We start from the raw sequence: 26,664 nt of genomic DNA on the forward strand, positions 1-26,664 counted from the left end.
TCCCGTGGCTCCTATCCCGCGAGAGGGGGCGCAGGCTTCTTGACGGGCAGCATGACCCCAAGCGCTCGGATCATGAGGCCTGAAATAAAGATCTGGAACGCTGTCGTGATAAGCCAGAGCCCGAAGACGGCCCAGTTCGTTTCGACGCCAATCTCAGGCAGCACGTATCCATTCCCGACATAGGAATCGAAGAGCGGAAACGCCAACAAAACGCCTGCAAGAACGACCACGACCGTTCCCCAAATCGTTGCGTTATAAGGCAGGAGTCGCTCGAAACGAGGCTGCACGCGTCCCGAATAATCGAAGATAACCCGACCGATCGCGGCCGAAACCAGCATTGATTGACCAAGCACGGCCAGGGCCATGGCAAACAGCATGGCGTTGGACGAGAACCGCACACCGGCAATAGACATAGGTCCAGCGAGCAATGGCAGCATGATGATCAAGCCGAGGGCCAGAAGCAGGAAGCCCGGCCAGATGAGAAAGAAATCGAACCCGTAGACGAACATCGCCTGAAGATTACGCCAGCCGGCGCGCCACGGCTCCATCCAACCCCGCCGCTTCATGTGGCTGAGCCGTCCATCCGGATCTTTTAGGAAGTGGATCGGCACTTCAGTGGTCGGAAGCTCCATATGCACGGACTTCAGCACCATTTCCGACGCATATTCCCATCCTTGCGACCGAAGATCCATGCGCAGCAACGCATCGACACTGATGCCCCGCATGCCGCAATGGATGTCGGAAAAGCGGCTGGCGAACATCCGATTAAGAATCCAGGTCGTCAGTGGCGTTCCGAAATAGCGATGCAGGGGCGGCATCGCATTGTCTTCGATCGAGCCCTTGAACCGCGAGCCCATCACGAAGTCGGCCCCCTCTCGGAAGGCCTCGATAAACGGCGCTATCTGGCGAAAATCATAGGTGCAGTCCGCATCGCCCATGATGATGAACTTGCCGCGGACGAATGGAATGGCATCGATGTAAGCTCTGCCCAAACCGCGCTTCGGCGTCCGCAACACGCGGGCACCCCTGTCGCGCGCGATTTCGGGTGTGCGATCGGTTGAGCTGTCGACGATCAGGATCTCCACCGCCGCACCACTTGCCGCAATACCCTCGCGGCACCAGTCGACGAAGGTTCCGATCGTCAATTCCTCGTTAAGAGACGGGACGAGGATGGTCACTTCGGGATCGGTGACATCATCGTCGGGGGTAAGGAGCGTCAATTCCGGATCGTGAATGCTGGGGAAAGTCATGCGCGTGAAACGGCTCGTTAGGAGAGAGTGGGCGGGACAAGTCCGCAGGAAAAATCCAATACGGCATGGCAAATCGCCAGATGGGCGATCTCCACATAGCCATATTGATCAGAAGCCACGTAAAAGTTCAGATCACCGAGATCACGCAGCGGATTGCCCGGTGCGAATCCGCTCAAAGTCATGACGGCGCAGCCTTTGTCCCGGGCGGTACGGACGGCCTTGGTAATGCTTTCTGATCTCCCAGAACTGCTGATTGCCACCAGCAGGTCACCTTCGTTCGCGTGCATGGCGATCTGCGTGGAGAACACGTTCTCATATCCGAGATCGTTTGAGAGGCATGTCAGCGTCGCGCCGTCGTTCATCGCCATGGCGCGTAGCCCGCCGTTTTTCGAGTAGTCGGTTGCCATGTGGCTGGCGATTGCCGCGCTGCCGCCGTTGCCAATGAACATGATCTTCCGTCCGGCATCGTGCGTGGCGCGAGCCAGTTGCATGGACTCTGTCACGGCTGCTGCATAATCCAGGCTCTCTCCCGCTGACCGCGTAGCGGTTGTATTCACAAGAACATGGCGGAGAAATGTGAAGTAGCGATCCAGGTCGCCGGCTGTTACGCCAAGCCCAGAAGATCTGTTCTCATTTTGTAACATGCTCGTTCCGTCCCTACGCCTTGGGAATTGGGGCGTCCTTAAAGATTAAATGAGACGAAGGCAAGTTGCTTGCCAGCTCTTTTGAGGGTTGTCGGCGGGTGTCGCGGCTTTGCAACTAGCGGTCACGCCAGGCAGTTGAATTGACCGCCTATGCCCGAGCCTCAGGACACTGATCGATGTGAGCGCGCAGACAAGCGCTTTCAGCGCTCGCGCTGCGGATGCCCATGTCGGGTGAAAGAGGAGTTCGCAGCCGCTTCCGGCATGTTGTGACCGTCAGTTCCCGACCGCTGCGATGATGCCGATCTCGACGGCGAATTCCGGTCCGGCGAGCCTTGCTTCGACCGTGGCACGCGCCGGCGCATGACCTGAAGGCACCCAGGCGTCCCAGACGGCATTCATGTCTTCGAAGCTGGAGATGTCGGTAAGCCAGATCGTCGCGCTGAGGATCCGTGTCGGATCGCTGCCTGCGCCTTCCAGAAGCCGGGTGATCCGCGCCAGGATGTTGGTCGTCTGTTCGCGCACGGACGCGCCCGGCGCGTCGATTGCGACCTGGCCTGCGAGGAACACCAAGCCGCCATAGGTCACGCCCTGGCTCATCCGTTTTCCGGTTTCGTAGCGTTCGATCTGCATGCTCAACTCCCTGAATTAATCCCTATGCGCAATCTTTTGGCGTTCGGCACGTCGCTGCAGCCATTGGATCGTGGCGAGGAACAGCGTCGAAAACAGGATGAGGAGCGTGGCGACGGCGGCGATCGTCGGGCTCAGCGTTTCGCGCACGCCGCTCCACATCTGGCGCGGCAGCGTGCGTTCTTCGGAACCGGCGATGAAGAGTGCAATCACCACTTCGTCGAATGATGTCACGAAGGCGAAGAGCGCGCCGGACGCCACCCCCGGCGCGATGACCGGCAGCATGATGCGCAACGTCGCTTCGACCGGAGCTGCGCCGAGACTGGATGCCGCCCGCATCAGATTGTGATCGAAGCTTGCGAGCGTGGCGGTCACGGTGATCACCACGAAGGGGGCGCCGATCGCCGTATGCGCCAGCACCAGCCCGGTCAGGCTGTTGAGCAGCCCGACGGCGGCGAAGGCATAATAGATGCCGACCGCCGAAACGATGACTGGCACGATCATCGGCGAAATCAGAATGGCGGTCAGCGTTGCCCGCGCGGGGCAGGAGGGCCGGCTGAGGCCGATTGCGGCAAGCGTGCCGAGAAAGGTCGACAGAAGCGTGGCGAAGACGGCGACGATGATGCTGTTCTTCAGCGCCAGCTGCCAGACGTTGGAATCGAAGAATTCCCGATACCACCGAAGCGACAGGCCGGGCATGGGATAGGTGAAGAACGGCTCGGCATTGAAGGAGAGCGGCACGATCGCCACGATCGGTGCGATCAGGAACAGGATCACCAGGCCGCCAGCCAGCCACAAGAGGATCGAAAACAGCCGCGGGAAAGAAAGGAAATTCGTCATCAGCCTATCCTCAGCCTGTCGATGCCGACAATGCGATTGTAGACGGCATAGAGGATCAGCACCGCCACCAACAGGATCGTGCTCAAAGCCGCCGCCATGCCCCAGTTGGTGACCTGATTGGAGTAATAGGCGATGAAATAGCTAACCATCTGGTCTCCCGGCCCGCCGACCAGAGCTGGCGTGATGTAGTAGCCAAGCGCCAGGATGAAGACGAGCAACCCGCCGGCACTGACACCAGGCATGCTCATCGGCAGGTATATGCGGAAGAAGGCCGACATCGGCGGCGCGCCAAGCGACGAGGCGGCACGCAGATAGACCGGAGGTATGCTCTTCATGACGCTGTAGATCGGCAGCACCATAAAGGGCAGCAGAATATGGGTCATGGCGATCAGCACGCCGACGCGATTGTAGATCAGGTCAAGGGGATGCGCTGGGTCGATCAGGCCCAACCAAATGAGCGCCGAGTTGATCACGCCGCGCCCCTGCAGCAAGACGACCCAGGCGCTGGTGCGGACCAGAAGTGAGGTCCAGAACGGCAGCAGCACCAGGATCAGCAGCGTATTGGCAACCGCCCCTTTCGACCGGGCAATCAGCGCCGCGAGCGGATAGCCGAGGAACAGGCAGATCACCGTCACCGAAGCGCTGACGACGAATGTGCGGATCAGGACATCGACATGCACCGCATTCTCCGCCGAGACCCTGCCGATGGCGCCCGACGCGTCGCGCTCCAGGTCGAGCGAGGCGAGCAGGTAATAGTCGGTGAAGGGCGGCGACGCATTCTTGATGAGCGTCCAGTAGTGCGGGGTCTCCCACTTGGGATCGATGGCAACGAAGGCGGCCTTGTAGGGCGGCTTCGCGTCGCGGATCGTGCGCGCGGTTTTCAACAGCATCGAGCGCATGCCGGTCTCGTAATAGTTGAGACGCTTGGCCACTTCGGCAATCTGGTCGCGCGGCGATTGTTTCAGATCTGTGGCAAAGGCAGCAAACAGCGTTTCGTCGGGCGCAGACTGCTCATCCCAGGCTGATAGAGCCGACATCGTGTAGGGCAGGGCGGCGGAAGCCGCCCTGTTGTCGACCGCGCGTGTCAACAACAGGGCAATGGGCAGGACGAAGACGAGCAGCAGGAAGATCAACAGAGGCGCGATCAGCAGCAGCGCTCTCAGCTGCGCCTTGCTTTTCGCACTGCCGAGCCTTTTCGCCCGCGTGCGAGCGGCAATCCTTGCCTCATCGCCGTCATTCATTGTCGCGATCGCCATCGCTCTGCCTTCCTGAGGGAGAAAAAGGGGCGGACGAGGTCAGGGGGACACCCGCCCGCCCGACGAGGTTACTGTGCGAGCCACTTGTTGAAGCGTTCGGTCAACTCCTCATCATGATCGGCCCAGAACTCGGAGGAGACGACAAAGGCGTTCTTCGTATTGTCAGGCGCTGTCGGCAGATCGACAAGAATATCCGGCGGAACCTTTGCGATGGCCGCTTTTAGGGTCGGACCATAGGAGATATATTTGGACTGCTGCGCCATCACGTCGGGATTGACGGTGAAGGCGACGAATTTGTCCGCCAGTTCCTTGTTCTTCGAGCCTTTCGGCTCAGCCCAGAGATTGAAGTCCATTCCCTGGCCGTCCCAGACGATCTTGAAGTTCTTGCCGCTGTTCTTGACGGCATCGTAGATGCGGCCGTTCCATGCCGTCGTCATCACCACTTCGCCGTCGGCGAGAAGCTGCGGCGGCTGCGCGCCCGCCGTCCACCAGACCTTCACATCCTTCTTGATGGTATCGAGCTTCTTCAAGGCGCGGTCGACGCCTTCCGGCGTGCCGAGCGCATCGTAAACCTCGGCGGGTTTGACGCCATCGGCAATCAGGGCGAATTCCAACGTGGTCTTTGGAGACTTGCGCAAGGCGCGCGGTCCGGGGAACTTGGCCGTGTCGAACAGATCGGCCATGGTCGTTGGCCCGCCATTCGGGAACTTGGCGGCATCATAAGCATAGATGGTGCCGAAGACGATCGTCGCGACGGCGCAATCCATCGCAGCGCCGTCGATGAAGGCGTCCTTGCCGCCGAGCTTCGAGTAGTCGATCGTTTCGAGCCAGCCCTCGTCGCAGCCTTGCAACGCATGGCTGGGTTCGACATCGACGACATCCCAGGTCACTTGGCCTGTTTCGACCATGCCCTTCAGCTTAGCCGTGGAGCCGTCCCATTCGTCCTGGAGGATCTTGGCGCCGGCTTCCTTGGCGAACGGCTTGAAAAAGGCCTCCTCCTGGCTCTTCGTATAGGCGCCACCCCAGGATGTGACGGTCAGCGTATCCTCGGCAAATGCTGCTCCTGCGATGGCAAGAGTCATGACGGAACTGAGAAGCATGCAGTTTAAACGCATCATGGTGGTTCCCCTTTTTGTAGCTGCGTTTGCGAAAGAATGAATGTCCGGTCAGGAGAGCGCGAGGACGCGGCAATCCTCTGGCGTCCAGCCGATGACGGTATTCGCGCCTGGCGCATGAACCGGAATGTCCTGGGCGGCTGCCACTTTGATGAAGACGTCGTCGCAGCCACAGGCTGAGACGCGCAACCTGACATGATCGCCGTGATAGATGATTTCCTTGAGCGTCGCCGTAAACCGGTTCGGAACCTCGGCTCCTGGCGCCAGCTGAATCCGCTCGGGCCGCAACACCAGCGTTGCCCGTGCGCCTTCCTTCAATCCTTCTCCGGCATGGCCGGTAATGATCGAACCATCGGGCGCGCGAATTCGGCAGACCGCATTTTCGATCGCGACGACCTCGCCTGATATCGCATTGTTCTCGCCGATGAAGGTTGCGACGAAGGGGTTTGCCGGCGTCTCGTAGAGCTCATGCGGCGGCGCGATCTGCTGCAGGATGCCGTCATTGAACACGCCGACCCGATCCGACATGGTCAGCGCCTCGCTCTGGTCGTGGGTGACGTAGACGACATTGATGCCGAGGCGGGCATGCAGGTGCTTGATCTCGAGCTGCATATGTTCGCGAAGCTGCTTGTCGAGCGCACCAAGCGGCTCGTCCATCAGCACGAGCTGCGGCTCGAAGACGAGAGCCCGGGCAAGCGCGATGCGCTGCTGTTGTCCGCCGGAAAGCTGGTTGGGCCGCCGCGTTTCGAAGCTCGCCATGCGCACCATGTCGAGCGCGCGGCGCACCCGCTCGGTGATCTCGGCCTTGCCGAGCCGGCGCATTTTCAGCGGGAAAGCGACGTTCTCGCCGACGGTCATATGCGGGAAGAGCGCGTAATTCTGGAAGACCACACCGATATTGCGGCGATGCGGCGGAACGCTGTCGATCCTGTTGTCGGCAAGGGTGATCGTTCCGTCGGTCGGCGCTTCGAAACCGGCCAGCATCATCAGCGTCGTGGTCTTGCCGGATCCGGACGGACCGAGAAGGGTCAGAAATTCCCCTTTGGCGACGTCGAGGTCCAGGCCGCGCACGACATAGCTGACGCCGTCATAGGATTTACGCACGCCTTCGAAAGCAATGAAGCGCTCGCTCATCAATACCTCCTGTTTGCATCGGCGGGTCCCTGCCTCTTTGTCTCGATGCTGGGCTATATTGTCTCGGTCTACTTCGGCTTGTCAAGCCACACAAATAATTTTGTGTGGTATCGGCGGCAGGGTCTCGAAAACACGGGAAAAGCGTGCTATGTCGCACGAAAGCAAGCTGAATCGCAGTGCCACGGTGATTGATGCGCGCGTTCGGCTTATAGGATTTATGCCGCTGTTACAGGAATTGTATGTCTGAAAGATCGGAAGTGACCCGGACAAATCAGGAGAGGGAAACGCGGATACCGGCCTATCTGGAGCTCGCAAGCGAGCTCGAGGCGAGGATCCGCTCGGGCGCCTTGCCCCCCGGCAGCCAGCTCCCGCCGCAGCGCGACCTCGCGCGGGAGCGGTCGCTCAACGTCTCCACAGTCACGCGCGCCTACCGCGAATTGCAAAACCTCAACCTTGTGATGGGCAGCACCCGGCGCGGCACGATCGTTATGGGCGACGGCGCCATGCCGCGGGTCGACCGGGCGGCGAGCCCGGCCGGTATCATCGATCTGACGGTCAACCGGCCGGCCGTCGACGATTTCCAGCAGCGCTTGGCGCAATCTTTGCCTGACCTGTCGTCCGACCGGCGCTTTCGCCAGATCCAGGAATACCAGCCGCCGGAAGGGCCGGCCTGGGCACGCCACGCGGCGAGAAAATGGATATCGCTCAACGGTTTCGACCCGTCCGACGACGATATCGTGGTCACCAGCGGCGCCCAGCACGCTTTGCTGGCGGTGATCAGCAGCCTGATAGAGCCCGGCGACACCATCGTCTGCGATCGACTGACCTATTACGGCCTGATCGCGCTTGCCCAAATGTTCCGCTTCCGCATTATCGGCATTGGAAGTGACGATCAGGGCATGTCGGCGGCGGAGCTCGACGATATCTGCCGCCGGGAGACCGTGCGCGCCGTCTTCACGGTTCCCTCGATGCACAATCCGACCGTCGTCACCATGAGCGAGGCTCGCCGGCGCGAACTGGTCGATGTTGCGGAAAAGCACGATCTCGTCATCATAGAGGATGATGTCTATGGACCGATGCTCGGGACCCGGGCAAGCGCCTTGATCACGCTTGCGCCGAGCAGAACCTACCATATATCAGCGCTCTCCAAGGCGCTGGCGCCGGGTCTGCGCGTCGGCTATCTCTCCTGCCCGCCCGGCCGGGCGCTGCTGTCTGCCGAGGCGGTTCGCACGACCGCCTGGATGCCCTCTCCGCTGCCGCTGCTGCTTGCGACCCGCTGGCTGGAGGACGGCACGGCCGAAGCGATCCTGAAGGCTCAGCTTGCGGAGCTGCGCGCACGCCACGCGATCGTCACGACGATCCTTGCCGGCCATTCCTTCTCCGCCGATCCGCGCTGCATGTTTTTATGGCTGAGGTTGCCGGCGCCATGGCGATGCGAGGATTTTGCCGCCAATCTGCGCGCCCATGGCGTTGCCGTCATGGCTGCCACCGCCTTTGCCTGCGACCGTCAGCCCGTCGAGCATGCCGTTCGCGTCAATGTCGGCTGCGCATCGTCGCGTGATGAACTTGCAACGGCGCTGCGCATCATTGCCGCCACGCTGAACGATCGTCCCCGCGCCTTAGCAGGCCTGGTCTAGGCGATGAACACGCTGCTTCCCGACCTTCAGCCCTTGCCCGACGCCGAGCGCTGGCATGTGGCTGTGGTCGGTGCCGGATTGGTCGGCCTCTGCACGGCTGCAAAGAATGAGGCAGCGGGGTCACGATTATCGATCCGGCGCCGCCCTTGGGCGATGCATCCTACCGGCAGGCTTGCTCCTATGGAAATGCCTGCACCTTTGCGCCGCACGGCGTCGTTCCCGTCGCGACGCCGGGCGTCCTCTGGCGTGTGCCGGGCATACTGCTCAATCCGCTCGGTCCCCTGGCGATCGTCTGGAGATACCTGCCGCAACTGACGCTGTCGGCTTTGACCGGCTATCTCGTTTCCCAGCTGGTCGCAGGACAGCGCCCGGCGGTCGATCTGACGCCCCTGCGTCCCGACCGGTTCTAAGAAGGGCCTTATCGGGCCTCTTTCTTCGGTTGGAGTGAGTCACGCACGAACAAGGCCGGTGAAGGCAAAGCGAAGGCAAAGTCCGTATCGCTCGAGCCTTGAATGTAAGGAAAAATTCCATTACTTTTGTATGGGTTGAAGATAGGAGATTTTCCATGGCTTCCCTTGCCGTCACCATGAAAGGGCAGATCACGCTGAGACGGGATTTGCTGACGCACCTTGGGGTCAAACCGGGGGAGCGGATCGAATTCGACAAGCTGCCTGGGGGCGAGTTGCGGGTAAAGGCTGCTCGTCCAACGGGGACAATCGACGATTTTATCGGTCGGCATGCTGGCAAGATGAAAAAGCCGTTGACCATCGAAAAGATGAACGAAATCGCGGCTTCGGGCTGGGCCGGCGAGGAATGAAAGTTTCAGTCGATACCAACATTCTTGCTCGAGCGGTCCTGCAGGATGATGCTGAGCAGGGGAGGGCAGCGGCAAAGCTCCTCAAGGAAGCATCATTGATCGCGGTTTCCCTGCCGAGCTTATGTGAACTGGTGTGGATATTGCGTCGAGGAGCCAAGCTATCAAAGGAAGATGTTTCACAGACGATCCACGACCTGCTCAACGCGGGCAATGTGGTGATGAACCGTCCTGCGGCCGAAGCGGGACTGGCCATGCTGGAGGCGGGTGGCGATTTCGCAGATGGCGTGATTGCCCATGAAGGAGCATGGCTTGGCGGCGAGAGCTTCGTATCTTTCGACAAGCAGGCGGTCGAACTGGTCATCCACCAAGGCCAACCCGCGCGTCTTCTCGCCTGAAATTCCGCAGCTCATGATCAGGTCGATGCTGAACGGTTGAAAGCTTTTCAACGCTGAGACGACAGGCGGTGCCATCCTCAGAATCGATGTTCCGCTCCTTCGACCGGATTTGCCCAGACCGTCATTCCAGACGCAAACGGCGTCTCGCCCTCGGCACGCACGACCATCTCGCCGAGTTCGGGGACGTCGAGGTAGAGGATTGCGTCGGCGCCAAGCCGCTCGAGATGCCGGATCCTGCCCTGCCATTGCCCGGCACCTTCCGAAAGCCTGATATGTTCGGGGCGAATACCATAAGTCGTGCAGTTCATTCGCCGCGCGGTCTCGCCGCCATAGAGGTTCATCTTCGGGCTGCCGATGAAACCGGCGACGAAGGGTGTCGCGGGATTGCGGTAGAGTTCCATCGGGCTGCCGATCTGCTCGACCGCTCCGCCATTCAGGACGACGATCTTGTCCGCCATCGTCATCGCTTCGACCTGGTCGTGGGTGACATAGACCATTGTCGACTTCAGGCGGGCGTGGAGATCTGATATCTCGAGGCGCATTTGGGCTCTGAGCGAAGCGTCGAGATTGGAGAGCGGCTCGTCGAACAGGAAGACTTCGGGGTCGCGAACGATCGCCCGACCGATGGCGACGCGCTGCCTCTGGCCGCCGGAGAGTGCTTTAGGTTTTCTCTGCAAGAGATGGGTGAGTTGCAATGTTTCGGCGGCTGCCGCCACCTTGGCGGCGATCTCAGCCTTCGGGCGGCGGGCGAGCGAAAGCCCGAAGCCGATATTCTCCGCCACGGTCATGTGCGGGTAGAGCGCGTAGCTCTGGAATACCATGGCAATGCCGCGCTCCGAGGGTTCGGCATAGGTCACGTCCTTGCTGCCGATGGTCAGCGCGCCTGACGTCGCTTCCTCCAGGCCGGCGATGATCCGCAGCAGCGTCGACTTTCCGCATCCAGATGGGCCGACGAAAACGACGAACTCGCCGGAGGCAACCTCCAGATCGATCCCCTTGATGACTTCAAGGGCGCCAAAGCTCTTGCGAACCTGTTTGAGAGTGAGCTCAGCCATTCTGCTACCCTTTGACTGCGCCAGCCGTCATGCCCGCGACGATCTGCCGGTTGAAGAAGATGAAGACGATCAGCGGCGGGATCGTCACGAGGAGGATATTCATGAACAGGAGATTGTACTGGCTCGTGTACATGCTCTGGAAGTTATAGAGCGTCAGTTGCACGGTCACGTTCTCCTTGCCCGGAAGATAGTAGAGCGGGTTGGTGAAATCGTTGAAGATCGCAATGGACTGAACGACGATGTTGGTGACGGTCACCGGCTTCAGCAGCGGCAGGATCACTCTGAAGAAAATCTGCCGGGGCTTGGCGCCATCGATCAGCGCCGCCTCGTCGAGGTCGCGCGGTATGGTCGAGATGAACGACCGGTAGAGCAGGGTCGAGAAAGAGAGATTGTAGGCGACCTGGATCAGGATCATCCCGGTCATGGTCTTGAAGAGACCGATCTCCTGCAGGAGGCCGATGGTTGGCACGACGGCTGGGGGCATCATCAGACCCATGAAAAGGGCAATGGAGGCCACCCTGTTCCAGGCGGTCTTGCGGCGCTGCATTACATAGCCGACCATCGCCGAAAGTAGGATCAGGATCGTGACAGAGACCACGGTGATCAGCGAGGAGTTGAAATAGGCGAGCACGAGCTGGTAGTCGCGCGCCTTGAAAACGGCCACCAGATTATCCCAGAACAGCCACTGCTCAGGCAAATCGAAATTGAGGCGGGACGCTTCGGATTTCGATTTGACCGCCTGCAGAGCGACGAAAACGAAAGGCATCACGAAGACGACGGCAGCCACAGCAAGGGCTATCGCGCCGGTCACGTAAGGGCGGGAGCTTCTCATTCTTCGACCCCACGTCGGTTGAACCAAAGGGTGAGTGGCAGGATGATCACTGCAATCAGCGCAAACAGGATGACGTTTCCAGCGGTCGACAGACCGTAGAAGCCCGCCTGGTACTGTTTGTAGATGACCGAAGCGATCACATCAGAGGAGAAACCGGGCCCTCCGCGGGTCATCGCCCATATCAGGTCAAAGGATCGAAGCCCGCCGATCAGCGACAATGTCACCACGGTAATGGTGGCGGGACGCACAAGCGGCAGAGTGATCCGGAAAAATTGCTGGGGGCGTGTGGCGCCGTCAATTCTGGCCGCCTCATAATAGTCAGGGCTGATCGCAGCGAGGCCGGCGATGAAGATCAGTGTGGCGAGGCCGACACCCTTCCAGAGATCGACGAGCGCCACGGAAAAAAGCGCGAGTGCCGGATTGGTGAGCCATCCCGGGCCGGGAATGCCGAGCGTTTCGAGCGTGACATTGATGATGCCCCTGGTGGGATGCATCATCACCGTGAAGGTGATGCCGATGCCGATCGTCGAGACCAGAACGGGAAAGAAGACCAGCGTGCGCAGGAAACCACGGGCGAAAATATTGCTGGTCAGCATCACGGCGAGCAGCAACCCGCAGACCGTCTTCAGGCCGGATGTCGTCACGGCATAAATCAGCGTGTTGACCAGTCCCTTGACCAGGAAGGGTTCGGAAAAGAACTGCTGAAAGTTTTCGAGCCCGATGAATTCGGCGGTCGAAAGATCCCAGCGTGTCAGGCTGAACCAGAGAGAGGATACCGTGGGAACCAGAAACAGCACGCCGTAGATGATTGCGGCCGGAATGAAAAACCACAGCGGGTAGGGCGATTTGCGCGAGCGGGGGCGTGTCTCTGTCATGACGACCTCTTCGATCGGGTGGAGCCTCGCTCCATCAGGAGCGAGGTTAATTGACCCGAAAGAACGCTACCAGTTGGGCAGGCCGAGCTGCTTGGCCTGTTTGCGCACGTCGTCGTCATAGAGCTTTGCCGCGTCGGCCGGCTGGCGAATACCGGAGCCGACTTCGACGGTGATCTGCTCGAGAGCCGGTCCTTTGATCGGCGAAACGAATTCCAGCGCCGTGGTTGTCTTGTCCTTCGCCTCGAAATAGGGGAGCATGTCCTTTATCGCAGGCGGCACGTCGGCTGGCAGGTCGCAGCCGTCGATCAGAGAAGGCCCCTGAACGGCATTGGTTTCCACCATGATCTTGCAAGCCTCGACGCTTCCGGCGAAATCGACGAATTTCCGTGCTTCCTCGGCGTGCTGGCTGGTCAACGGAATGTAAAGGGCTGGCGGCATCCAGACCGTCAAGCCGTTGGTTGCGGCGTCGTCGCTCGGCTGCGCGAAGAAGCCGACATCGTTGAGGTTTTCGGGATAATTCTGTTTGAGCGCACCGACGGCGAAGCTCAGCATCGGATAATGCGCTGCCTCGCCGGTCGCTACCATTCTCAGGCCATCGTCGTAGCTTGCCGCGCCGAAATCTTCGTTCATCAGGCCGGCGTCGTGAACGTTCTTCAGCCGTTCGAAGCCTTTCATGGCCGCAGGCGTCTCGGCGTATTTCGCCTTGTTGGCGGTATAGTCGGCGGCGAAGTTCGGCACGGCCGCGTGCAGGTTGTAATAGTCAGCCAGAACGAACAGCTGCGAGGTCCAGGTGTCGCGATAGGTCTGCGCCACGGCGACCTTTCCTGATGCTTTGACCTTTTCGTTGTTCGCCATGAAGTCCGCCCATGTCTTCGGGATGGAGAGGCTGAGGTCCTGGTAGATTTTCCTGTTGTAGAGGATCCCGCCCGCCATCGCCGTGCCGAAGGGAACACCGTAGAGCTTGTCGTCGGCGCGGACGACTGACTTGAAACCGTCGTCGACCTTCGCCTGCGACGACAGACCGTTCAGATCGACAAGCGTCTGTGCCGGCTTCAGCGCCTGTAGCAGCGAGCCGGAATTATAGAGGAACACATCAGACATCTCGCCCGTCGCCAGGCGCGTCTTAACGATGTTGTCGCCCTCGCCACCGCCTGGCCGTTGCTCGATTTCGATGGTCACGTCGGGCGCCTTTGTCTGATAGGCGGCAACCAGTGCCTCGGCCGCCGCGACGGTGTCCGGGTTATTGTCGATCAGGAATGACAGCGTGGTGTCTGCATGCGACGGCCCGGCCGCGACCAGTGCCAAAAGCGCGGACGCGCCCGCAAGAATGAGCTTTATCCGATGTGTCATGACGTTCCTCCTCTGAACGGTGCGACGTGTATGCTCCTCAAGAATTGGGTAGGGAAAAGACCAGTCGGTGCGTCCCCGGGGCAAGAACGGCTTCCTCGACGACGGGCTCTCCGTTGAGCGACGGGTTTTGATGCCGCTTTCCTGGTCGGAAGCGGCCTGTGCAGCCTTCCGGAAGTGTCAACACATAGGTGACCATGTTGCCGTCGCACTGCCAGCCGGCCTCGATGCGTCCCTGGCTGATATCATGATGGGCCGAAACCGGCGAAAGGGACGGAATCGGCGCCGGATCGACGATCACCTCGGCAAAACCGGGTGCGCTCGGACTTGGCGAAATTCCGGCGACGCTTTCGAATAGCCACTGGCAGACCGCGCCATAGGCATAGTGGTTGTAGCTGTTCATGTCGGGTTCGTAGATGGTGCCGTCAGGCGCCATGGAATCCCAGCGCTCCCAGATCGTCGTCGCCCCCTTCGACACCTGGTAGAGCCAGCCCGGCACATCCTCCTGCAGGAAGACTTTTTCGGCCAGATCGTCCATGCCGAGCTTCGTCAGCGCCGGCAGCAGGGCCGGCGTGCCGATGAAGCCGGTGCCGATCTTGTAGTCGGCATCGATGATCACCTGCCGGAAATGCTGCTGTGCGGCTTGCGTGTGCTCCGCCGGTATCAGGTCGTGGAGGAAGGCAAGCGCATAGGACGTCTGATCGTTGTGCGCGAGCCGTCCCGCCGGCGTGATGAACTCGTTGGAAAATGTCAGCCGGATCTCGCCTGCGCGCTGTTTCATCTTCTCTTCAAGGGCATGCTCTCCGAGAGTGGCTGCGATCCTTGCCAGAAGGTCGGTCGAGATGAAGTGATAGAGCGTGGCCGCGCAGTCGTCGGCGATCGTCGGGCGAGGCTTTCGGTTGTCGCCGACCGGCTGCAGCCAATCGCCGAAGGTGAAGCCGCGGGCGCCCCAATGCGAGGGCGGACGCACGAGCGGGCCATCCGAGATCGACCAGACGAAATCGACCCAGCGCACCATGGAACCCAGGCACTCCGACAAAACGGCCCGATCGCCGTAATGGGTGTAGAGAACCCAGGGGATGACGACAATTGCATCGCCCCAGCCGGTCGAACCGGCAAAGCCCGGGAAATTGGCCGGATGCAAACGTGTCGGATCCGGCGAGAAATGCGAGACGGCGCCGTCCTCGCGCTGATCGGCCATCACATCGCGCAGATATTTCCTCAGGAACGACTGGCTGTCGCTCAGCCAGCACGCCGTCGCGGCAAACACCTGGGCATCGCCCGTCCAGCCCAAGCGCTCATCGCGCTGCGGGCAATCGGTCGGCACTTCGACGAAATTGGCACGCTGCGACCAGATGGTATTCTGGACGAGGCGATTGACCAGCGCATTGCCCGAGGTGAAGCCGCCGGCGGGCTCGGGTACTGACGAGATCGGGATAGACGCGATTGCGAGGAGCTTCGCATCGCCCTCGATCGTCACTCTGGCATAACGGAAGCCGTGGAAGGTGAAATGCGGCGCGTAGGTTTCATCGCCGTCTCCCCGCAGGGTGTAGACGGTATGTGCGGCGGCCGTGCGATAGTTGCGATTGTCGAAATGACGATCGGGACCGAGAACTTCCGAATGCTCCACCCGGACTTCGGCGCCGGCAGCGCCTCGGACGGTATATCTAACATAGCCGCCGGCATTCTGGCCGAAATCATAGACCGTCCTGCCGCCATCGTCGGTCCAGCTTTCGACCGGAGCAAGCGGCTGCAACTCCCGCACCGCCGCAGTTTCATGCGCGACGAGCAGTGCCCTGTCGAACGGCAGTTTCTCGGTGCCGTGGGTCTCGGCATAGTTTTCCTGGCGGGCATCATAGACTTCGCCAAAGTAGATCCCCGACTGCAGGATCGGCAGAACACCGCTTCGCCATGTCGTGTCGGTGGAAAGAACGGTGCCATCAGCGCCGATCAGATCCGCAATGGCGCCGATCCTGTCGCCCCAGCAGTTCGGGATCGCCTTGGCGCCCCACATCAAGGGCGATCGGTACCATCCGTCGGCAAGCCAGATCTCGATCCGGTTCGGCCCCGGCTTTAGCAGGTTCGAGACGTCATATCGCTGATAGGCAAGGCGATCGTCGTAGTTCGTCCAACCTGGTGTCAACAGGTCGCTGCCGACACGAACGCCGTTGATGAAGCAGCGATAGAGGCCAAGTGCGGAGATGAAGAGATCGACGGGGAGCTTGGCGCCATCATGTTCGAAAGTCTTGGAGACGAAGCTTGCGGCCGTTCCCTGGCCGCCATCCGATAGTGGCGCGATCATATCCCCGGACCAGGCACGCGAAACGAGGTTGCCGCTGATGGCTGCCGGCTGAAAGTTCATCAAGTCCTCCCGACGAGTTGTAGAACGTTCTCCATATAACGTTCTACATTTTCTTCGAAAGCGCAATAGAAATTTGGTTGCCAGTCTGCCATGGTGGTTCTGCGGGCGCTTGTTGACGACTCGCAGCAGCAAGCCAGAGATTTCATGTCAATCGAAGACAAACAAAGGCCGCAACGAACCGATCGCGTGACGATCCGGACCGTGGCAGCTCACGCAGGCGTATCGGTCGCAGCGGTTTCCAAGGTGATGCGAAACGCCTATGGCGTCAGTGATGCGCTGCGCGCAAGGGTGACTGATGCCATCGAGGCACTCGCCTATCGCCCCTCGCGGGCAGCTAGAGGACTGCGTGGCCGGAGTTTCACCATCGGAGTGCTCCTGATCGACATCCGCAATCCTTTCCTTCCGGAGGTGATTGCCGGCGTAAACGGGGTGCTGGCGCCTTCGCACTACCAGGCAATGATCGGCGTCAGCGATGCGCGCGTGCAGCTGGAGACGTCGTTGATCGAGTCGATGATCGACTACAAGATGGACGGCCTTATCCTTGTTGCGCCGCGTTTGCCCTCGGAGATCCTCGCAAAGTTCGCAGTCCAGATACCGATCGTCGCGGTCGGTTACCACGATGCCAGCGCTACTGCCTTCGATACCGTCAATGCCGACGATCAGCGCGGCGCGGAGATCGCCGTCGAAGCGCTTCTTGCCTGCGGCTATCGCGACATCGAAATGCTCAGCCTCGGCGAGCGCCAGGGGCACGCGGTCTCCGTCGTCCGCCAGCGTGAGATCGGGTTTCGCCGGGCGATGCAGCGTGGCGGGCTCGGTTCCTCGCCAGCGATCGGCAAAATTCCGATTGCTTCGCCAAAGCGGGAAGAGGCGATGCGAAAATTCCTATCGAGGAAGGACAGGCCGCGCGCCGTATTCTGCTGGAGCGATCTCGACGCGATCACCCTTCTGAGCCTGGCTATGGAGATGGGCGTGCGCGTGCCCGAAGATCTCGCCGTCATCGGATACGACAATTCGTCGACCGCAGCACTCGGCCTCGTCAATCTCGCAAGTATCGATCAGTCGGGCAGGGAACTCGGTCAGGTCGCAACCCGAGCCCTCATTTCCAGAATAGAAGGCCGCACCGCTTCCGAGCATATTTTCCAGATACCCTCACTGGTCAGCCGCAACAGCCTGACCCGTTCCGGCAATTCCACGGACAAATAATAGCGACGGCGTCGCCGCGTCTCTGTTCGTTGCCGTCGTTTTCAGTCGGATCGAAGGGGGCTGCCGCAAGACTGCCGCACGACCAGGCGACACGGCAATCTGGTGATGCCGGTGGGGACCGGTTCACCCTTGGAGAGGCTGAGGATAGCCAGGCCGGCGCGATGGCCCAGTTCCTTCAACTCCATGTCAATGGTGGTCAGCGGCGGGCGCGTTTGCCGTGCGACGACCTCCCAATTGTCGAAGCCGACCACGGCGACATCCGTGGGAATATGCACATTGAGGTCGCGCAGCGCGTCGATGACGCCGCGGGCGATCTCGTCACTGCCGCAGAAGATGGCGTCGGGCTTTGGGCCGGGCCGGGCAAACACCGTCTGGACGGCTTCGTGACCCCATTCCTCCGACCAGTCGCCGAACATCGCTTCGGCACCGTCGCCGCAGGCGTCGAGATAGGATTGGGCGCGGATGCGAGCGGCCAGGTAATCCCGCGGGCCGGTGATGTGGAGGATCCGCGATCGACCGAGTTCTTTCAGGTGATCGACGGCGAGGCGGGCGCCCTGTTCGTCATCCGGAAAGAAGGTGACGCTGTCAGCCGGCCCCTCGGCAAAGACGTAGACGACGGGTATCGGCAAGCGGGATAGCTGGACTGGCGGCGTGAGATCGAGGCGCGTCGCGGTGAATATGATGCCGTCGACCTGCCGATCGAGAAGCGCCTCCAGGTGCAACTGGGCGAGCCTTGGATCATTGTTCGTGGCGCAGAGGAAGACGGACACGCCGTGATCGACCAGTACCTCCGATACCCCTGCCGCCATCGGCAGCGTCAGTCTGCCATAGGTGTCGTTGGTCAGCATGCCGATCGCATGGCTTCGCTTGCTTAGCAACCCACGGGCGAGTGCGTTCGGCCGAAACCCGATCTCTTCTGCCACACGCCGGACCCGTTCGCGCGTCTCCGCATTCGTTCGGCCGGTGCCGTTCAGCGCGTTCGACGCCGTCGAAATGCTGACGCCCGCAGCCTTCGCCACGTCGTAGATCGTCCGTCTCCGATCACCGGTATTCTTCAAGCAGCGCCTCGTCTTCAATTCATGCTAAAAGCTTTTAGCAGAAAAAATCGTGCTGTTAAAAGGTTTTATCAATCGCATGCCAGATTTATGCACACAGACTGTCGACACCAAAAAAATTCTGATTTAACGTCCGTTTCGTCCGAAGGCCTGAGGCCTGAACGAGAAAAAGGGGAACAAGCATGCTTCGACTGAAAACAACGATCACTGCTCTTGCGCTGCTGGCAAGCTCTTCTCTCGCCAGCGCCGAAGAAATCACCCTATGGGTGCGCACGTCGTCCGGCGCCGTCCTTCAGGGACTGGCCGACAAATACAACGCATCGCACTCCGACAAGGTCAAGGTTACCCAGATCACGGCAGAGCAGATGGTGCCGAAGCTGGGTGCGGCGATTGCCGGCAGCGCGGCTCCTGACGGTGCCGTGCTCGACCTGATCTACCTCCCAACCTTTGCCGCCGCGGATGGTCTCGAGGATATCTCCGACTTCGTGAAGGGCTTGCCTTATTCCTCCGCAATGAGCCCGTCGCACATCCGCCTTGCCACCTATGACGGTAAGATCTACGGCGTGCCGGCCCTGCCGGATGCCTCTATCATCGCCTATAACACCGATCTGTTCACCAAGGCCGGCCTCGATCCCAACAAGGCGCCGGCATCGATGGAAGAGATCGCCGCCGATGCCAAAAAGATCACCGCGCTCGGCAACGAGACCTACGGCTTCTATTTCGTGGCGAATTCGGGAAGCTGGCTGATCTACGACTTCCTGCCGCATCTCTGGGCCGCCAATGCCGATGTGCTGAGTGATGACGGCCGCAGCGCCACGGTCGATACGCCGGCGCTGCGTGAGACCATCGCTGCCTATCGCGATATGTGGAAGGCCGGTGCGATCCATCCGACCTCGCGTTCCGGCAACGGCAACAATGCCGTCGAGGCCTTCGCCTCGGGCAAGGTCGGCATCCTGATGACCGGCTCCTACATCGTCAATCTGCTGACCAGCAAATATCCCGACGTGAAATTCGCCGTCGCACCCATCCCCGGGCCGAAGGGTGGTGAATCGAGCTTCGCCGGCGGCGATACGCTTTCCCTGATCAAGGGCATCAGCGACGAGAAGAAGAAAGTCGCGCTCGACTTCGTCAATTTCTACATGCAGCCCGAGCAGCAGGTCTATATCACCCAGGAATCAGGGATGCCGTCGCGCACCGATCTCGCAGCGGAAGCCTATGCGAAGTTCGACCCGCGCAATCTCGTCGCCTACAATATCCTCGCCAAGGCGCGCACGCCCTACACATTTTCGTCGGACGAACTCTTCGTCAGCCGCACCGGACCCTTCCTCAATCTGATCCAGGGCACGATCTTCGGTGACGATGTCGACGGAACGATCGCCAAGACGCAGGCCGACTTCACCCGCATCCTCGAACGCACCAATCCGAACTGAATCCGGCGGGGCTTCGGCAGGGTGTCCACGGATGCCCTGCCGTTCCCTTCACATCTCGACATTCAAACGGAAGGAGGAGTTGCGGTGATACCCTCGACACTTCGCAACCGGAGGCGCACAGCCGCAACCGGAGAGCCCGAGCCGAAGGGTTGGCTCGGCCTTGCCTTCATCCTGCCCGGCTTGCTGTTCATCGTCGTGCTCTTCCTCGTGCCGCTTGTCATGACGGTCTGGATGAGCTTCTACAACTGGCCGCTTCTCGGCCGGACCAAGTTCGTCGGCCTTTCCAACTATGCCGAACTGATCGGCGACACCCAGCTCTGGCATTCCCTGGGCTTCACGCTGCTCTACACGGTGCTCGTCACGGCTGCGATCTTCCTGGTGGCCTTTCCTTTGGCGCTGCTCGTCGACCGGCCGCTGCGGATCGCCGGCTTTTTCCGCACGATCTATTTCATGCCTGTCGTCATCGGCTTCGGGGCGGCCTCGACATTGTGGATGTGGCTGCTCAATCCAGATAGCGGCGTCTTTGCGCAGCTGCTGCGTGGAGCGGGCATCATCGACAGCGCGCCGAGGCCGCTCGAGAGTTTCTGGCCAGCACTCGGCGTCGTCATCCTGATGGTCGTCTGGAAAACGGCGGGCTTCACGATGATCATCCTCCTAACCGGCCTTCAGAGCATATCGAACGACGTCATCGAAGCCGCCAGGATCGACGGCGCCAGCGTCTGGAGCCGGTTTCGCCGGATCACACTGCCTTTGATGAGGAACTCGGTGGTGCTGGCGCTCGTCCTCAACGTCACTTCATCGATGCTGGCCTTCGACCAGTTCTTCATCATCACCCAGGGCGGCCCTGAGAACAGCACGATCTCCGCGGTCTTCTCGATCTATCTCGCGTCGTTCTCATCCTACCGTCTCGGTTATGGCTCGGCGATCTCCTTTGCCCTGCTCGTCGTGCTGGTGGCGATCAGCGCGATCCAGTTTGTCCTGTTGCGCCAGCGGCCGGAGGAAGGTTGATGGAACGGCTCAACCACAATCTCGCAGCGAAGCCGGCGAGCGAGCGGCTCGGTTATCTCGCCTTCGTTCTGACGGCATGCGTCTTTGCCGTCTTCTTTGTGATGCCGATCGTCTGGTCCTTCGCCAATTCCTTCAAGCCCGCGGCCGCAGCACTTGCCGATCCGGCAGCGCTTTTCTCGAAAGCCTTCTCGCTTGAAAATTACCGCCGTCTCGAACATGTCGGCGCCGGCTGGTACGTCTATGCCGGCAATTCGGTGCTGATTGCCGCCGGAACGGTGATCCTGACGGTGCTCGTATCGGTGCCGGCGGGATACGGCTTTTCGAAATTCCGCTTTCCCGGCCAGTCGCTGCTCTTCGTGCTGATCATGGCGACGATGATGATCCCGTTCCAGTCGATCCTGACACCGCTTTTCCTGATCCTGAAAGTCTTCCGGCTGCAGAACAATCTTTTCGGCCTGGTGCTGATCTACGTGACCTTCCAGCTTCCTTTTTCCGTTTTCATGATGCGCAACGCATTCGACGCGGTGCCGAAGGCGCTGATCGAAGCGGCGCGGATAGATGGCGCGTCGCAGGCGACGATCCTGCGCCGGATCATGCTGCCGATCGCGCTTCCCGGTGTCGCCACCGTTGCCATGTTCGCCTTCCTGAATTCCTGGAACGAATTCCTCGCCGCCCTCATCTTTCTGTCCGATCAGAACAAGTTCACGCTGCCGATCATGCTGGTGAATGTTTCGTCGGGCATCTATGGCATCATCGACTGGGGCGCGCTTCAGGCCGGTATAGCCGTGACCATGGTCCCCTGCATCCTGCTTTTCCTTCTCTTGCAACGATATTACGTGCGCGGCCTGACGGCCGGCGCCGTGAAGTAACAGCGCTCGTCCGCTCAGGAGTCCTCATGACCAGCTCACCTCGCTTTCAACCGGCACGCGCCGCGGGACGGCAGCGATACAGACCTGCCGACCATTCCGGTATCGTATTCGATGGCGGTTTCTGGCAGAGCTGGACGGAGACGGTCCGCAACGTCACCATCCCGACGCAGCACAAGCGGCTGGAAGAGGAGGGCTTCCTCGAGGTGCTCGATTTTGACAAGCCGGCCGGGCCGCTGGTGCGCCCGATCCAGCCGAGCGGACTGTCGATGCAGCATTTCTTCGATTCCGACTTCGGCAAATGGATCGAGGCCGCAAGTTACACGCTGAAGGCTCACCCGAATGCTGCGCTCGAAACGAAGATCGATGCCATCGTCGAAAAGCTGGAAAAAGGGCAGATGACGGATGGCTACCTCAACAGCTGGTTCATTCGCCGCGAGCCGGACAGGCGCTGGACCAATCTGCGCGACCTGCACGAGATGTATGCGATGGGCCACTTGCTGGAAGGGGCCGTCGCCTATTACGAGGCGACGGGAAAGCGTCGCTTCCTCGATGTGATGATCCGCGCAGTCGATCATATCATCGCCACCTTCGGTGCGGAGTCCGGAAAGCTCAGGGGTTACGATGCCCATGAGGAAATCGAGCTGGCGCTGGTCAAGCTCTATCGCGTGACGCGCGATCCGCGGCATTTGGAGCTTGCGACCTATTTCGTCGACGAACGCGGCCGGATGCCGTCATATTACGACGAGGAGGCTCGCAAGCGCGGCGAGAGCCCTGATGATTACGTCTACAAGACATATGCCTATAGCCAGGCTCATATGCCGGTGCGCGACCAGCACCAGGTCGTCGGACACGCGGTTCGCGCCATGTACCTGTTTTCTGCGATGGCGGATCTCTTCCGTGAAAACGACGATCCGACATTGAAGGAGGCCTGCGACCGGCTTTTCGACAATCTGGTCAGCCGCCAGCTCTACGTGACCGGCGGCCTTGGCCCATCGGCATCCAATGAAGGGTTCACCCGGGAATTCGACCTGCCGAACGAGACGGCCTATGCTGAGACATGCGCAGCCGTCGCGCTCGGCTTCTGGAGCCATCGCATGGCGCAGGTCGATCTCGATAGCAAGTTCACCGACAGGCTGGAAACGGTGCTCTACAACGGCGCGCTTTCCGGCATCTCGCGCGACGGCGAACATTATTTCTATGAGAACGTCCTTGAAAGCCACGGGCAGCACCGCCGGTGGAAATGGCATTACTGCCCCTGCTGCCCGACCAACATTGCCCGTTTCATCACGTCGCTCGGCCAATATTTCTATTCGACTGATGATCATGAACTCGCCGTCCATCTCTACGGCACCAATTCCGCCGAGCTGACAGTCGGCGACAGCTTCGTGCGCCTGGTACAGGAGACGCAATATCCCTGGGATGGCGACATCAGCCTGCGGTTCGCCGTCGAGCGGCCAAGCCGGTTTCAGCTTCGTCTTCGCATTCCCGGATGGTGCAGGCAGGCGCAGATCTCGGTCAACGGCGTTGCCGTCGATCTCAATCAATGCGTGACGAAGGGTTATGCCGCAATATCAAGGGAATGGTGCAATGGTGACGAGGTCCGCATCGGCTTCTCGATGCCGGTCGAGCGCATCTACGCACATCCTGCCGTCTCCGAAGACGGCGGACGTGTCGCGCTGCGGCGCGGGCCTGTCGTCTATTGCATCGAGGAGACGGACCTCGGCGGCGAGCCGCAGCGGCTCCGCCTGCCGGCATCTGAGGAAATTTCTGCCCGTTACGATGCCGCGCTTCTCGGCGGAGCGACCGTCCTCGAAGGCACCGCGCTCGAAGCCGATATAGCCGATTGGCAGAATGCACTCTATCGCACCGCGCCTCCCTCGCTGAAGGAGCGGCCCTTCACGGCGATCCCCTATCACCTCTGGGCCAATCGCGAGCCCGGAGCGATGGCGATCTGGCTGCAGGAGGTCTAGGAGAAAACCATGGCACGGCTGGAACTCAAGAGCATCGTCAAATCCTATGGCATCTACGAGGCCGTGCGCGGCATCAGCCTTGACATCGAAGACAATGAATTCGTCGTTTTCGTAGGCCCGTCGGGATGCGGAAAATCGACGACATTGCGCATGATCGCGGGTCTCGAACACATCACCGGCGGTGAGATCGTGATCGGCGACCAGGTCGTCAACCGGCTTGGCCCGGGCAAACGCGATATCGCCATGGTCTTTCAGAACTACGCGCTCTATCCGCACATGACGGTGCGGGAGAATATTTCGTTCTGCCTGGAGCAGCAGAAGCTCGCCAAGAGCGAGATCGACGCCCGTATCATCAGGGCGGCGGAAACCCTGCATATCAGCGAGTTGCTCGGCCGGCGCCCGGGCCAGCTTTCGGGCGGCCAGCGTCAGCGCGTCGCGATGGGACGCGCGATCGTGCGGAACCCGAAAGTCTTTCTCTTCGACGAGCCGTTGTCCAACCTCGATGCCAAGCTTCGCGTGCAGATGCGCACGGAGATCAAGCGGCTGCACCAGCTGTTGCCGACGACGACCGTCTACGTCACGCACGACCAGGTCGAGGCGATGACCATGGCGGATCGTGTCGTGGTGATGAATGGTGGTATCATCGAACAGGCGGGACCGCCGCAGGCGCTCTATCATCGGCCCGTCAGCCAATTCGTCGCCGGCTTCATCGGCTCACCGTCGATGAATTTCCTGTCCGCGACGCTGCTATCAGGAGAGAAGGGTCTCGTCGTCAAACTGACCGACGGTAGCGAGCTTCTAGTGCCGGAGGCGCGCGCCGGCGACTACGCCAGCCACGCCGGCAAATCAGTCGTGTTCGGGATCAGGCCGGAATCGATCACCGACCGCCAGACCCGTCCTGGTTATGCCGACATCGAAGCGAAGATCGATCTTGTGGAGCCACTCGGGCCGGAGACCATGGTCTATTTCGGCATCGGCGAGGCAAGCCTTTGCGCCTGCATCGATCCCGAGAGCGGGCCCAGGCCGATGTCGACGATGCCGCTCTCGTTCAACATGAACCAGATGCATCTGTTCGATCCGGCGAGCGGCCGGTCGCTGGCGCTTGCCTGAACCGCAAACACGGAAAGGCCGGCAACCGCGGGGTCGCCGGCCTCGTTGATCAGGCAGCCTGGCGGATCTTCGAAGGACGCGTGGCAGCGGCCTTCTCGACCATGGCGGTGACTTCGGCGCGGCGGGCGCCCGAAAGCGGCATGCGCGGCATGCGAACGCGCTCGGAGCCGCGGCCCATAATCTGCTCGGCAAGCTTGATCGACTGCACGAGGTCGTGTTCGGCATCGAGATGCAGAAGCGGCATGAACCAGCGATAGATCTTGCGGGCCTCTTCCCAGTCGCCGCGTTCGGTGGCGGCAACGAGCTGCACGGATTCCTCCGGGAAGGCGCTGGTCAAGCCCGAGACCCAGCCCTTGGCACCGAGCATCAGGCCCTCAAGCGCGACGTCGTCGAGACCTGCGAAGATATCGAAACGATCGCCGAATTCATTGATGAGATCGGTGAAGCGGCGCGGATCCGGCGCACTTTCCTTGACCGCCTTGATGTTCGGCACGTCGGCAAGCACCTTCAGCACATCGGCGCCGATATTGACGCGGTAGGCCGGCGGATTGTTGTAAAGCATGATCGGCAGCGAGGTCGCTTCGGCGACGGTGCGGAAATGTGCAATCAGCTCTTCGGGCTTCGGTACATAAACCATGGCCGGCAGCAGCATCAGGCCGTCGGCGCCGAGCTTTTCGGCGTCGCGAGCATAGGCGACGGCACGGCGCGTGTCGAATTCGGACACGCCGGTGACCACGGGAACGCGGCCGTTGACGACCTCGACGGCAGCTTTCAAGATCGTGCGCTTCTCATCGGGGTCCAGCGAATTGTTCTCGCCACATGTGCCCATGACGATCAGTCCGTTGACGCCATCGTTTACAAGCGCGTCCTGGACGCGCTGGGTCGAGGGCAAATCAACGGAAAGATCATCGTTGAACTGTGTCGTTACGGCGGGAAATACGCCCTTCCATCCTGTGGTCATTGATCGAGCCTCGTTGAAATTAGTTGCCTTATATACAAACTGTCGACAAGATTCAATGATGTGAGCTTACAAATTTGAGGCCCCCGAAGTCCGACATTGCGAGAATCGGCTGAAACGAAATACAAAGCTCTAACGAAAGAGGGCGGACGGATGCGGAACGACGCGGAAAATGTGCGGGTGCGCGGCTCTGGCACGCAGAGCGTCTATGTCACGCTCCGCCGGGAAATCCTGTCGATGGCCTTGGAGCCTGGCAGTCCGCTCGACGAGGTGCGGCTGTCGGAACGTTTTCGGATGTCGCGGACTCCCATTCGCGAGGCGCTGTTGCGGCTCGCCGCCGACGGGCTCGTCACGACGCTGCCGAACAGGAACACGATCGTTGCGACCATTGATTTCGCAAGCCTGCCCACTTATTTCGAAGCGCTGACGCTGATGTACCGGGTGACGACGCGCGGCGCCGCACAACGGCGAAACGCTGAGATCATGAAGACCGTCCGCCGGCATCAGAAGGACTTCGCCGACGCCGTTGCCGCGCGCGACGCCTATGCGATGATCGAAGCGAACCGCGAATTTCACGTTTCGATCGCCGAGCTTGCCGGCAATCCCTATTACACGGCCTTCTTCGCCAGGCTGCTCGACGAGGGCCGCCGCATCCTGCGCCTTTACTACTCGACATTCGACGACCGCCTGCCGCGCCAGTATGTCGATGAACACGAGGAAATGATCGCCGCGATCGAGGCCGGCGACGTCGAGCGGGCCGACCAACTGGCGATCGCCCATGCCGCCCAGATCGTCCGCCAGATCCAGGAATATATCGCCCGCGACCTCGACCGGCCGGTGGCGATCAGCATGTCCTGACGCGACGAGAGCAATGG

The 26,664-nt window shown here is 60.6% G+C and carries 24 protein-coding genes and 1 pseudogene; 11 read left to right on the forward strand and 14 right to left on the reverse strand.

Annotation, left to right across the window (positions count from 1 at the left end):
* Nucleotides 1-11: 11 nt before the first annotated feature.
* From RWJ89_RS21745 to RWJ89_RS21775, 7 genes are all read right to left on the reverse strand, one after another.
* Nucleotides 12-1,250 carry a glycosyltransferase family 2 protein gene (locus tag RWJ89_RS21745; protein WP_316031416.1) on the reverse strand — a complete coding sequence of 413 codons (1,239 nt, stop codon included), beginning with the start codon at nucleotides 1,248-1,250 and terminating at the stop codon, nucleotides 12-14.
* Nucleotides 1,251-1,267: 17 nt separating this feature from the next.
* Nucleotides 1,268-1,894, reverse strand: coding sequence for an SIS domain-containing protein (locus tag RWJ89_RS21750; RefSeq protein WP_168282446.1), 627 nt, complete (start codon nucleotides 1,892-1,894; stop codon nucleotides 1,268-1,270).
* 273 nt (nucleotides 1,895-2,167) lie between these two features.
* Nucleotides 2,168-2,524 carry a RidA family protein gene (locus RWJ89_RS21755; RefSeq protein WP_168282448.1) on the reverse strand — a complete coding sequence of 119 codons (357 nt, stop codon included), beginning with the start codon at nucleotides 2,522-2,524 and terminating at the stop codon, nucleotides 2,168-2,170.
* Between the two features lie 15 nt (nucleotides 2,525-2,539).
* Nucleotides 2,540-3,361 (reverse strand): ABC transporter permease, encoded by an 822-nt coding sequence (locus RWJ89_RS21760; protein ID WP_017958323.1) that lies wholly within the window; start codon nucleotides 3,359-3,361, stop codon nucleotides 2,540-2,542.
* Nucleotides 3,361-4,617 (reverse strand): ABC transporter permease, encoded by a 1,257-nt coding sequence (locus RWJ89_RS21765; protein ID WP_316031417.1) that lies wholly within the window; start codon nucleotides 4,615-4,617, stop codon nucleotides 3,361-3,363. Before RWJ89_RS21765 ends, RWJ89_RS21760 begins: the two co-directional genes overlap by 1 nt.
* A gap of 68 nt (nucleotides 4,618-4,685) precedes the next feature.
* A complete protein-coding gene (locus tag RWJ89_RS21770; protein ID WP_316029152.1) occupies nucleotides 4,686-5,735 on the reverse strand; it encodes an ABC transporter substrate-binding protein in 1,050 nt (349 codons plus the stop codon).
* 48 nt (nucleotides 5,736-5,783) lie between these two features.
* Nucleotides 5,784-6,866, reverse strand: coding sequence for an ABC transporter ATP-binding protein (locus RWJ89_RS21775; protein WP_316031418.1), 1,083 nt, complete (start codon nucleotides 6,864-6,866; stop codon nucleotides 5,784-5,786).
* Between the two features lie 239 nt (nucleotides 6,867-7,105).
* Here RWJ89_RS21775 and RWJ89_RS21780 point away from each other — a divergent pair, with 239 nt between their 5' ends.
* The 4 genes and pseudogenes from RWJ89_RS21780 (at nucleotide 7,106) to RWJ89_RS21795 (ending at nucleotide 9,715) form a co-directional block, all read left to right on the forward strand.
* Nucleotides 7,106-8,503, forward strand: coding sequence for an aminotransferase-like domain-containing protein (locus RWJ89_RS21780; protein ID WP_316031419.1), 1,398 nt, complete (start codon nucleotides 7,106-7,108; stop codon nucleotides 8,501-8,503).
* Between the two features lie 3 nt (nucleotides 8,504-8,506).
* Nucleotides 8,507-8,817, forward strand: a pseudogene (locus RWJ89_RS21785) (NAD(P)/FAD-dependent oxidoreductase); the annotation flags it as partial.
* Between the two features lie 251 nt (nucleotides 8,818-9,068).
* Nucleotides 9,069-9,320: an AbrB/MazE/SpoVT family DNA-binding domain-containing protein gene (locus RWJ89_RS21790; protein WP_316031420.1), complete on the forward strand. Its 252-nt coding sequence runs from the start codon at nucleotides 9,069-9,071 to the stop codon at nucleotides 9,318-9,320.
* A complete protein-coding gene (locus tag RWJ89_RS21795; protein ID WP_316031421.1) occupies nucleotides 9,317-9,715 on the forward strand; it encodes a type II toxin-antitoxin system VapC family toxin in 399 nt (132 codons plus the stop codon). Before RWJ89_RS21790 ends, RWJ89_RS21795 begins: the two co-directional genes overlap by 4 nt.
* Before the next feature lie 77 nt (nucleotides 9,716-9,792).
* Here RWJ89_RS21795 and RWJ89_RS21800 read toward each other — a convergent pair whose 3' ends face one another.
* The 5 genes from RWJ89_RS21800 to RWJ89_RS21820 all read right to left on the reverse strand — a co-directional run bounded on the left by RWJ89_RS21800 (nucleotide 9,793) and on the right by RWJ89_RS21820 (nucleotide 16,186).
* On the reverse strand, nucleotides 9,793-10,770 hold the full coding sequence (locus tag RWJ89_RS21800; protein ID WP_316029149.1) for an ABC transporter ATP-binding protein: 978 nt from the start codon (nucleotides 10,768-10,770) through the stop codon (nucleotides 9,793-9,795).
* Between the two features lie 4 nt (nucleotides 10,771-10,774).
* Nucleotides 10,775-11,602, reverse strand: coding sequence for a carbohydrate ABC transporter permease (locus RWJ89_RS21805; protein ID WP_077980930.1), 828 nt, complete (start codon nucleotides 11,600-11,602; stop codon nucleotides 10,775-10,777).
* The gene (locus RWJ89_RS21810) at nucleotides 11,599-12,477 is read right to left on the reverse strand and encodes a carbohydrate ABC transporter permease (RefSeq protein WP_077980931.1); all 879 of its coding nucleotides are present in this window, start codon (nucleotides 12,475-12,477) and stop codon (nucleotides 11,599-11,601) included. Before RWJ89_RS21810 ends, RWJ89_RS21805 begins: the two co-directional genes overlap by 4 nt.
* Nucleotides 12,478-12,543: 66 nt before the next feature.
* On the reverse strand, nucleotides 12,544-13,827 hold the full coding sequence (locus tag RWJ89_RS21815) for an ABC transporter substrate-binding protein (protein WP_168282467.1): 1,284 nt from the start codon (nucleotides 13,825-13,827) through the stop codon (nucleotides 12,544-12,546).
* A 37-nt stretch (nucleotides 13,828-13,864) separates the two neighbouring features.
* Nucleotides 13,865-16,186: an alpha-L-rhamnosidase gene (locus RWJ89_RS21820; RefSeq protein ID WP_168282469.1), complete on the reverse strand. Its 2,322-nt coding sequence runs from the start codon at nucleotides 16,184-16,186 to the stop codon at nucleotides 13,865-13,867.
* Between the two features lie 144 nt (nucleotides 16,187-16,330).
* On the opposite strand from RWJ89_RS21820, the gene RWJ89_RS21825 reads away from it, so the two are divergent.
* Nucleotides 16,331-17,389 (forward strand): LacI family DNA-binding transcriptional regulator, encoded by a 1,059-nt coding sequence (locus RWJ89_RS21825; protein ID WP_168282470.1) that lies wholly within the window; start codon nucleotides 16,331-16,333, stop codon nucleotides 17,387-17,389.
* A 41-nt stretch (nucleotides 17,390-17,430) separates the two neighbouring features.
* On the opposite strand, the gene RWJ89_RS21830 is transcribed toward RWJ89_RS21825, so the two are convergent.
* Nucleotides 17,431-18,447, reverse strand: a complete 1,017-nt coding sequence (locus tag RWJ89_RS21830) for a LacI family DNA-binding transcriptional regulator (RefSeq protein WP_316031422.1) — start codon at nucleotides 18,445-18,447, stop codon at nucleotides 17,431-17,433.
* A 179-nt stretch (nucleotides 18,448-18,626) separates the two neighbouring features.
* On the opposite strand from RWJ89_RS21830, the gene RWJ89_RS21835 reads away from it, so the two are divergent.
* From RWJ89_RS21835 to RWJ89_RS21855, 5 genes are all read left to right on the forward strand, one after another.
* Complete coding sequence (locus tag RWJ89_RS21835) at nucleotides 18,627-19,874, forward strand: ABC transporter substrate-binding protein (RefSeq protein WP_316031423.1); 1,248 nt, start codon at nucleotides 18,627-18,629, stop codon at nucleotides 19,872-19,874.
* 84 nt (nucleotides 19,875-19,958) lie between these two features.
* Nucleotides 19,959-20,882 (forward strand): carbohydrate ABC transporter permease, encoded by a 924-nt coding sequence (locus RWJ89_RS21840; RefSeq protein WP_077980937.1) that lies wholly within the window; start codon nucleotides 19,959-19,961, stop codon nucleotides 20,880-20,882.
* Nucleotides 20,882-21,751, forward strand: a complete 870-nt coding sequence (locus RWJ89_RS21845; protein WP_131665702.1) for a carbohydrate ABC transporter permease — start codon at nucleotides 20,882-20,884, stop codon at nucleotides 21,749-21,751. Before RWJ89_RS21840 ends, RWJ89_RS21845 begins: the two co-directional genes overlap by 1 nt.
* A gap of 26 nt (nucleotides 21,752-21,777) precedes the next feature.
* Nucleotides 21,778-23,721, forward strand: a complete 1,944-nt coding sequence (locus tag RWJ89_RS21850) for a glycoside hydrolase family 127 protein (protein ID WP_316031424.1) — start codon at nucleotides 21,778-21,780, stop codon at nucleotides 23,719-23,721.
* A gap of 9 nt (nucleotides 23,722-23,730) precedes the next feature.
* Nucleotides 23,731-24,831, forward strand: coding sequence for an ABC transporter ATP-binding protein (locus RWJ89_RS21855; RefSeq protein WP_222062089.1), 1,101 nt, complete (start codon nucleotides 23,731-23,733; stop codon nucleotides 24,829-24,831).
* A 49-nt stretch (nucleotides 24,832-24,880) separates the two neighbouring features.
* Here RWJ89_RS21855 and RWJ89_RS21860 read toward each other — a convergent pair whose 3' ends face one another.
* A complete protein-coding gene (locus RWJ89_RS21860) occupies nucleotides 24,881-25,792 on the reverse strand; it encodes a dihydrodipicolinate synthase family protein (RefSeq protein ID WP_131665705.1) in 912 nt (303 codons plus the stop codon).
* 150 nt (nucleotides 25,793-25,942) lie between these two features.
* On the opposite strand from RWJ89_RS21860, the gene RWJ89_RS21865 reads away from it, so the two are divergent.
* On the forward strand, nucleotides 25,943-26,647 hold the full coding sequence (locus RWJ89_RS21865) for a GntR family transcriptional regulator (RefSeq protein WP_168304033.1): 705 nt from the start codon (nucleotides 25,943-25,945) through the stop codon (nucleotides 26,645-26,647).
* Nucleotides 26,648-26,664 lie beyond the last annotated feature (17 nt).

This window comes from Rhizobium sp. 10PS4 (genome assembly GCF_032464805.1).
Lineage (GTDB): Bacteria > Pseudomonadota > Alphaproteobacteria > Rhizobiales > Rhizobiaceae > Rhizobium > Rhizobium laguerreae.

Excerpts from the sequence above, each read along its gene's own strand:
- RWJ89_RS21815 (WP_168282467.1), bottom strand. The coding sequence starts at position 13,827 with ATGACACATCGGATAAAGCTCATTCTTGCGGGCGCGTCCGCGCTTTTG.
- RWJ89_RS21860 (WP_131665705.1), bottom strand. The coding sequence starts at position 25,792 with ATGACCACAGGATGGAAGGGCGTATTTCCCGCCGTAACGACACAGTTC.
- RWJ89_RS21775 (WP_316031418.1), bottom strand. The coding sequence starts at position 6,866 with ATGAGCGAGCGCTTCATTGCTTTCGAAGGCGTGCGTAAATCCTATGAC.
- RWJ89_RS21865 (WP_168304033.1), top strand. The coding sequence starts at position 25,943 with ATGCGGAACGACGCGGAAAATGTGCGGGTGCGCGGCTCTGGCACGCAG.
- RWJ89_RS21770 (WP_316029152.1), bottom strand. The coding sequence starts at position 5,735 with ATGATGCGTTTAAACTGCATGCTTCTCAGTTCCGTCATGACTCTTGCC.
- RWJ89_RS21760 (WP_017958323.1), bottom strand. The coding sequence starts at position 3,361 with ATGACGAATTTCCTTTCTTTCCCGCGGCTGTTTTCGATCCTCTTGTGG.
- RWJ89_RS21820 (WP_168282469.1), bottom strand. The coding sequence starts at position 16,186 with ATGAACTTTCAGCCGGCAGCCATCAGCGGCAACCTCGTTTCGCGTGCC.
- RWJ89_RS21835 (WP_316031423.1), top strand. The coding sequence starts at position 18,627 with ATGCTTCGACTGAAAACAACGATCACTGCTCTTGCGCTGCTGGCAAGC.
- RWJ89_RS21800 (WP_316029149.1), bottom strand. The coding sequence starts at position 10,770 with ATGGCTGAGCTCACTCTCAAACAGGTTCGCAAGAGCTTTGGCGCCCTT.
- RWJ89_RS21855 (WP_222062089.1), top strand. The coding sequence starts at position 23,731 with ATGGCACGGCTGGAACTCAAGAGCATCGTCAAATCCTATGGCATCTAC.
- RWJ89_RS21850 (WP_316031424.1), top strand. The coding sequence starts at position 21,778 with ATGACCAGCTCACCTCGCTTTCAACCGGCACGCGCCGCGGGACGGCAG.
- RWJ89_RS21810 (WP_077980931.1), bottom strand. The coding sequence starts at position 12,477 with ATGACAGAGACACGCCCCCGCTCGCGCAAATCGCCCTACCCGCTGTGG.
- RWJ89_RS21845 (WP_131665702.1), top strand. The coding sequence starts at position 20,882 with ATGGAACGGCTCAACCACAATCTCGCAGCGAAGCCGGCGAGCGAGCGG.
- RWJ89_RS21780 (WP_316031419.1), top strand. The coding sequence starts at position 7,106 with ATGTCTGAAAGATCGGAAGTGACCCGGACAAATCAGGAGAGGGAAACG.
- RWJ89_RS21825 (WP_168282470.1), top strand. The coding sequence starts at position 16,331 with ATGTCAATCGAAGACAAACAAAGGCCGCAACGAACCGATCGCGTGACG.
- RWJ89_RS21795 (WP_316031421.1), top strand. The coding sequence starts at position 9,317 with ATGAAAGTTTCAGTCGATACCAACATTCTTGCTCGAGCGGTCCTGCAG.
- RWJ89_RS21750 (WP_168282446.1), bottom strand. The coding sequence starts at position 1,894 with ATGTTACAAAATGAGAACAGATCTTCTGGGCTTGGCGTAACAGCCGGC.
- RWJ89_RS21755 (WP_168282448.1), bottom strand. The coding sequence starts at position 2,524 with ATGCAGATCGAACGCTACGAAACCGGAAAACGGATGAGCCAGGGCGTG.
- RWJ89_RS21805 (WP_077980930.1), bottom strand. The coding sequence starts at position 11,602 with ATGAGAAGCTCCCGCCCTTACGTGACCGGCGCGATAGCCCTTGCTGTG.
- RWJ89_RS21765 (WP_316031417.1), bottom strand. The coding sequence starts at position 4,617 with ATGGCGATCGCGACAATGAATGACGGCGATGAGGCAAGGATTGCCGCT.
- RWJ89_RS21790 (WP_316031420.1), top strand. The coding sequence starts at position 9,069 with ATGGCTTCCCTTGCCGTCACCATGAAAGGGCAGATCACGCTGAGACGG.
- RWJ89_RS21745 (WP_316031416.1), bottom strand. The coding sequence starts at position 1,250 with ATGACTTTCCCCAGCATTCACGATCCGGAATTGACGCTCCTTACCCCC.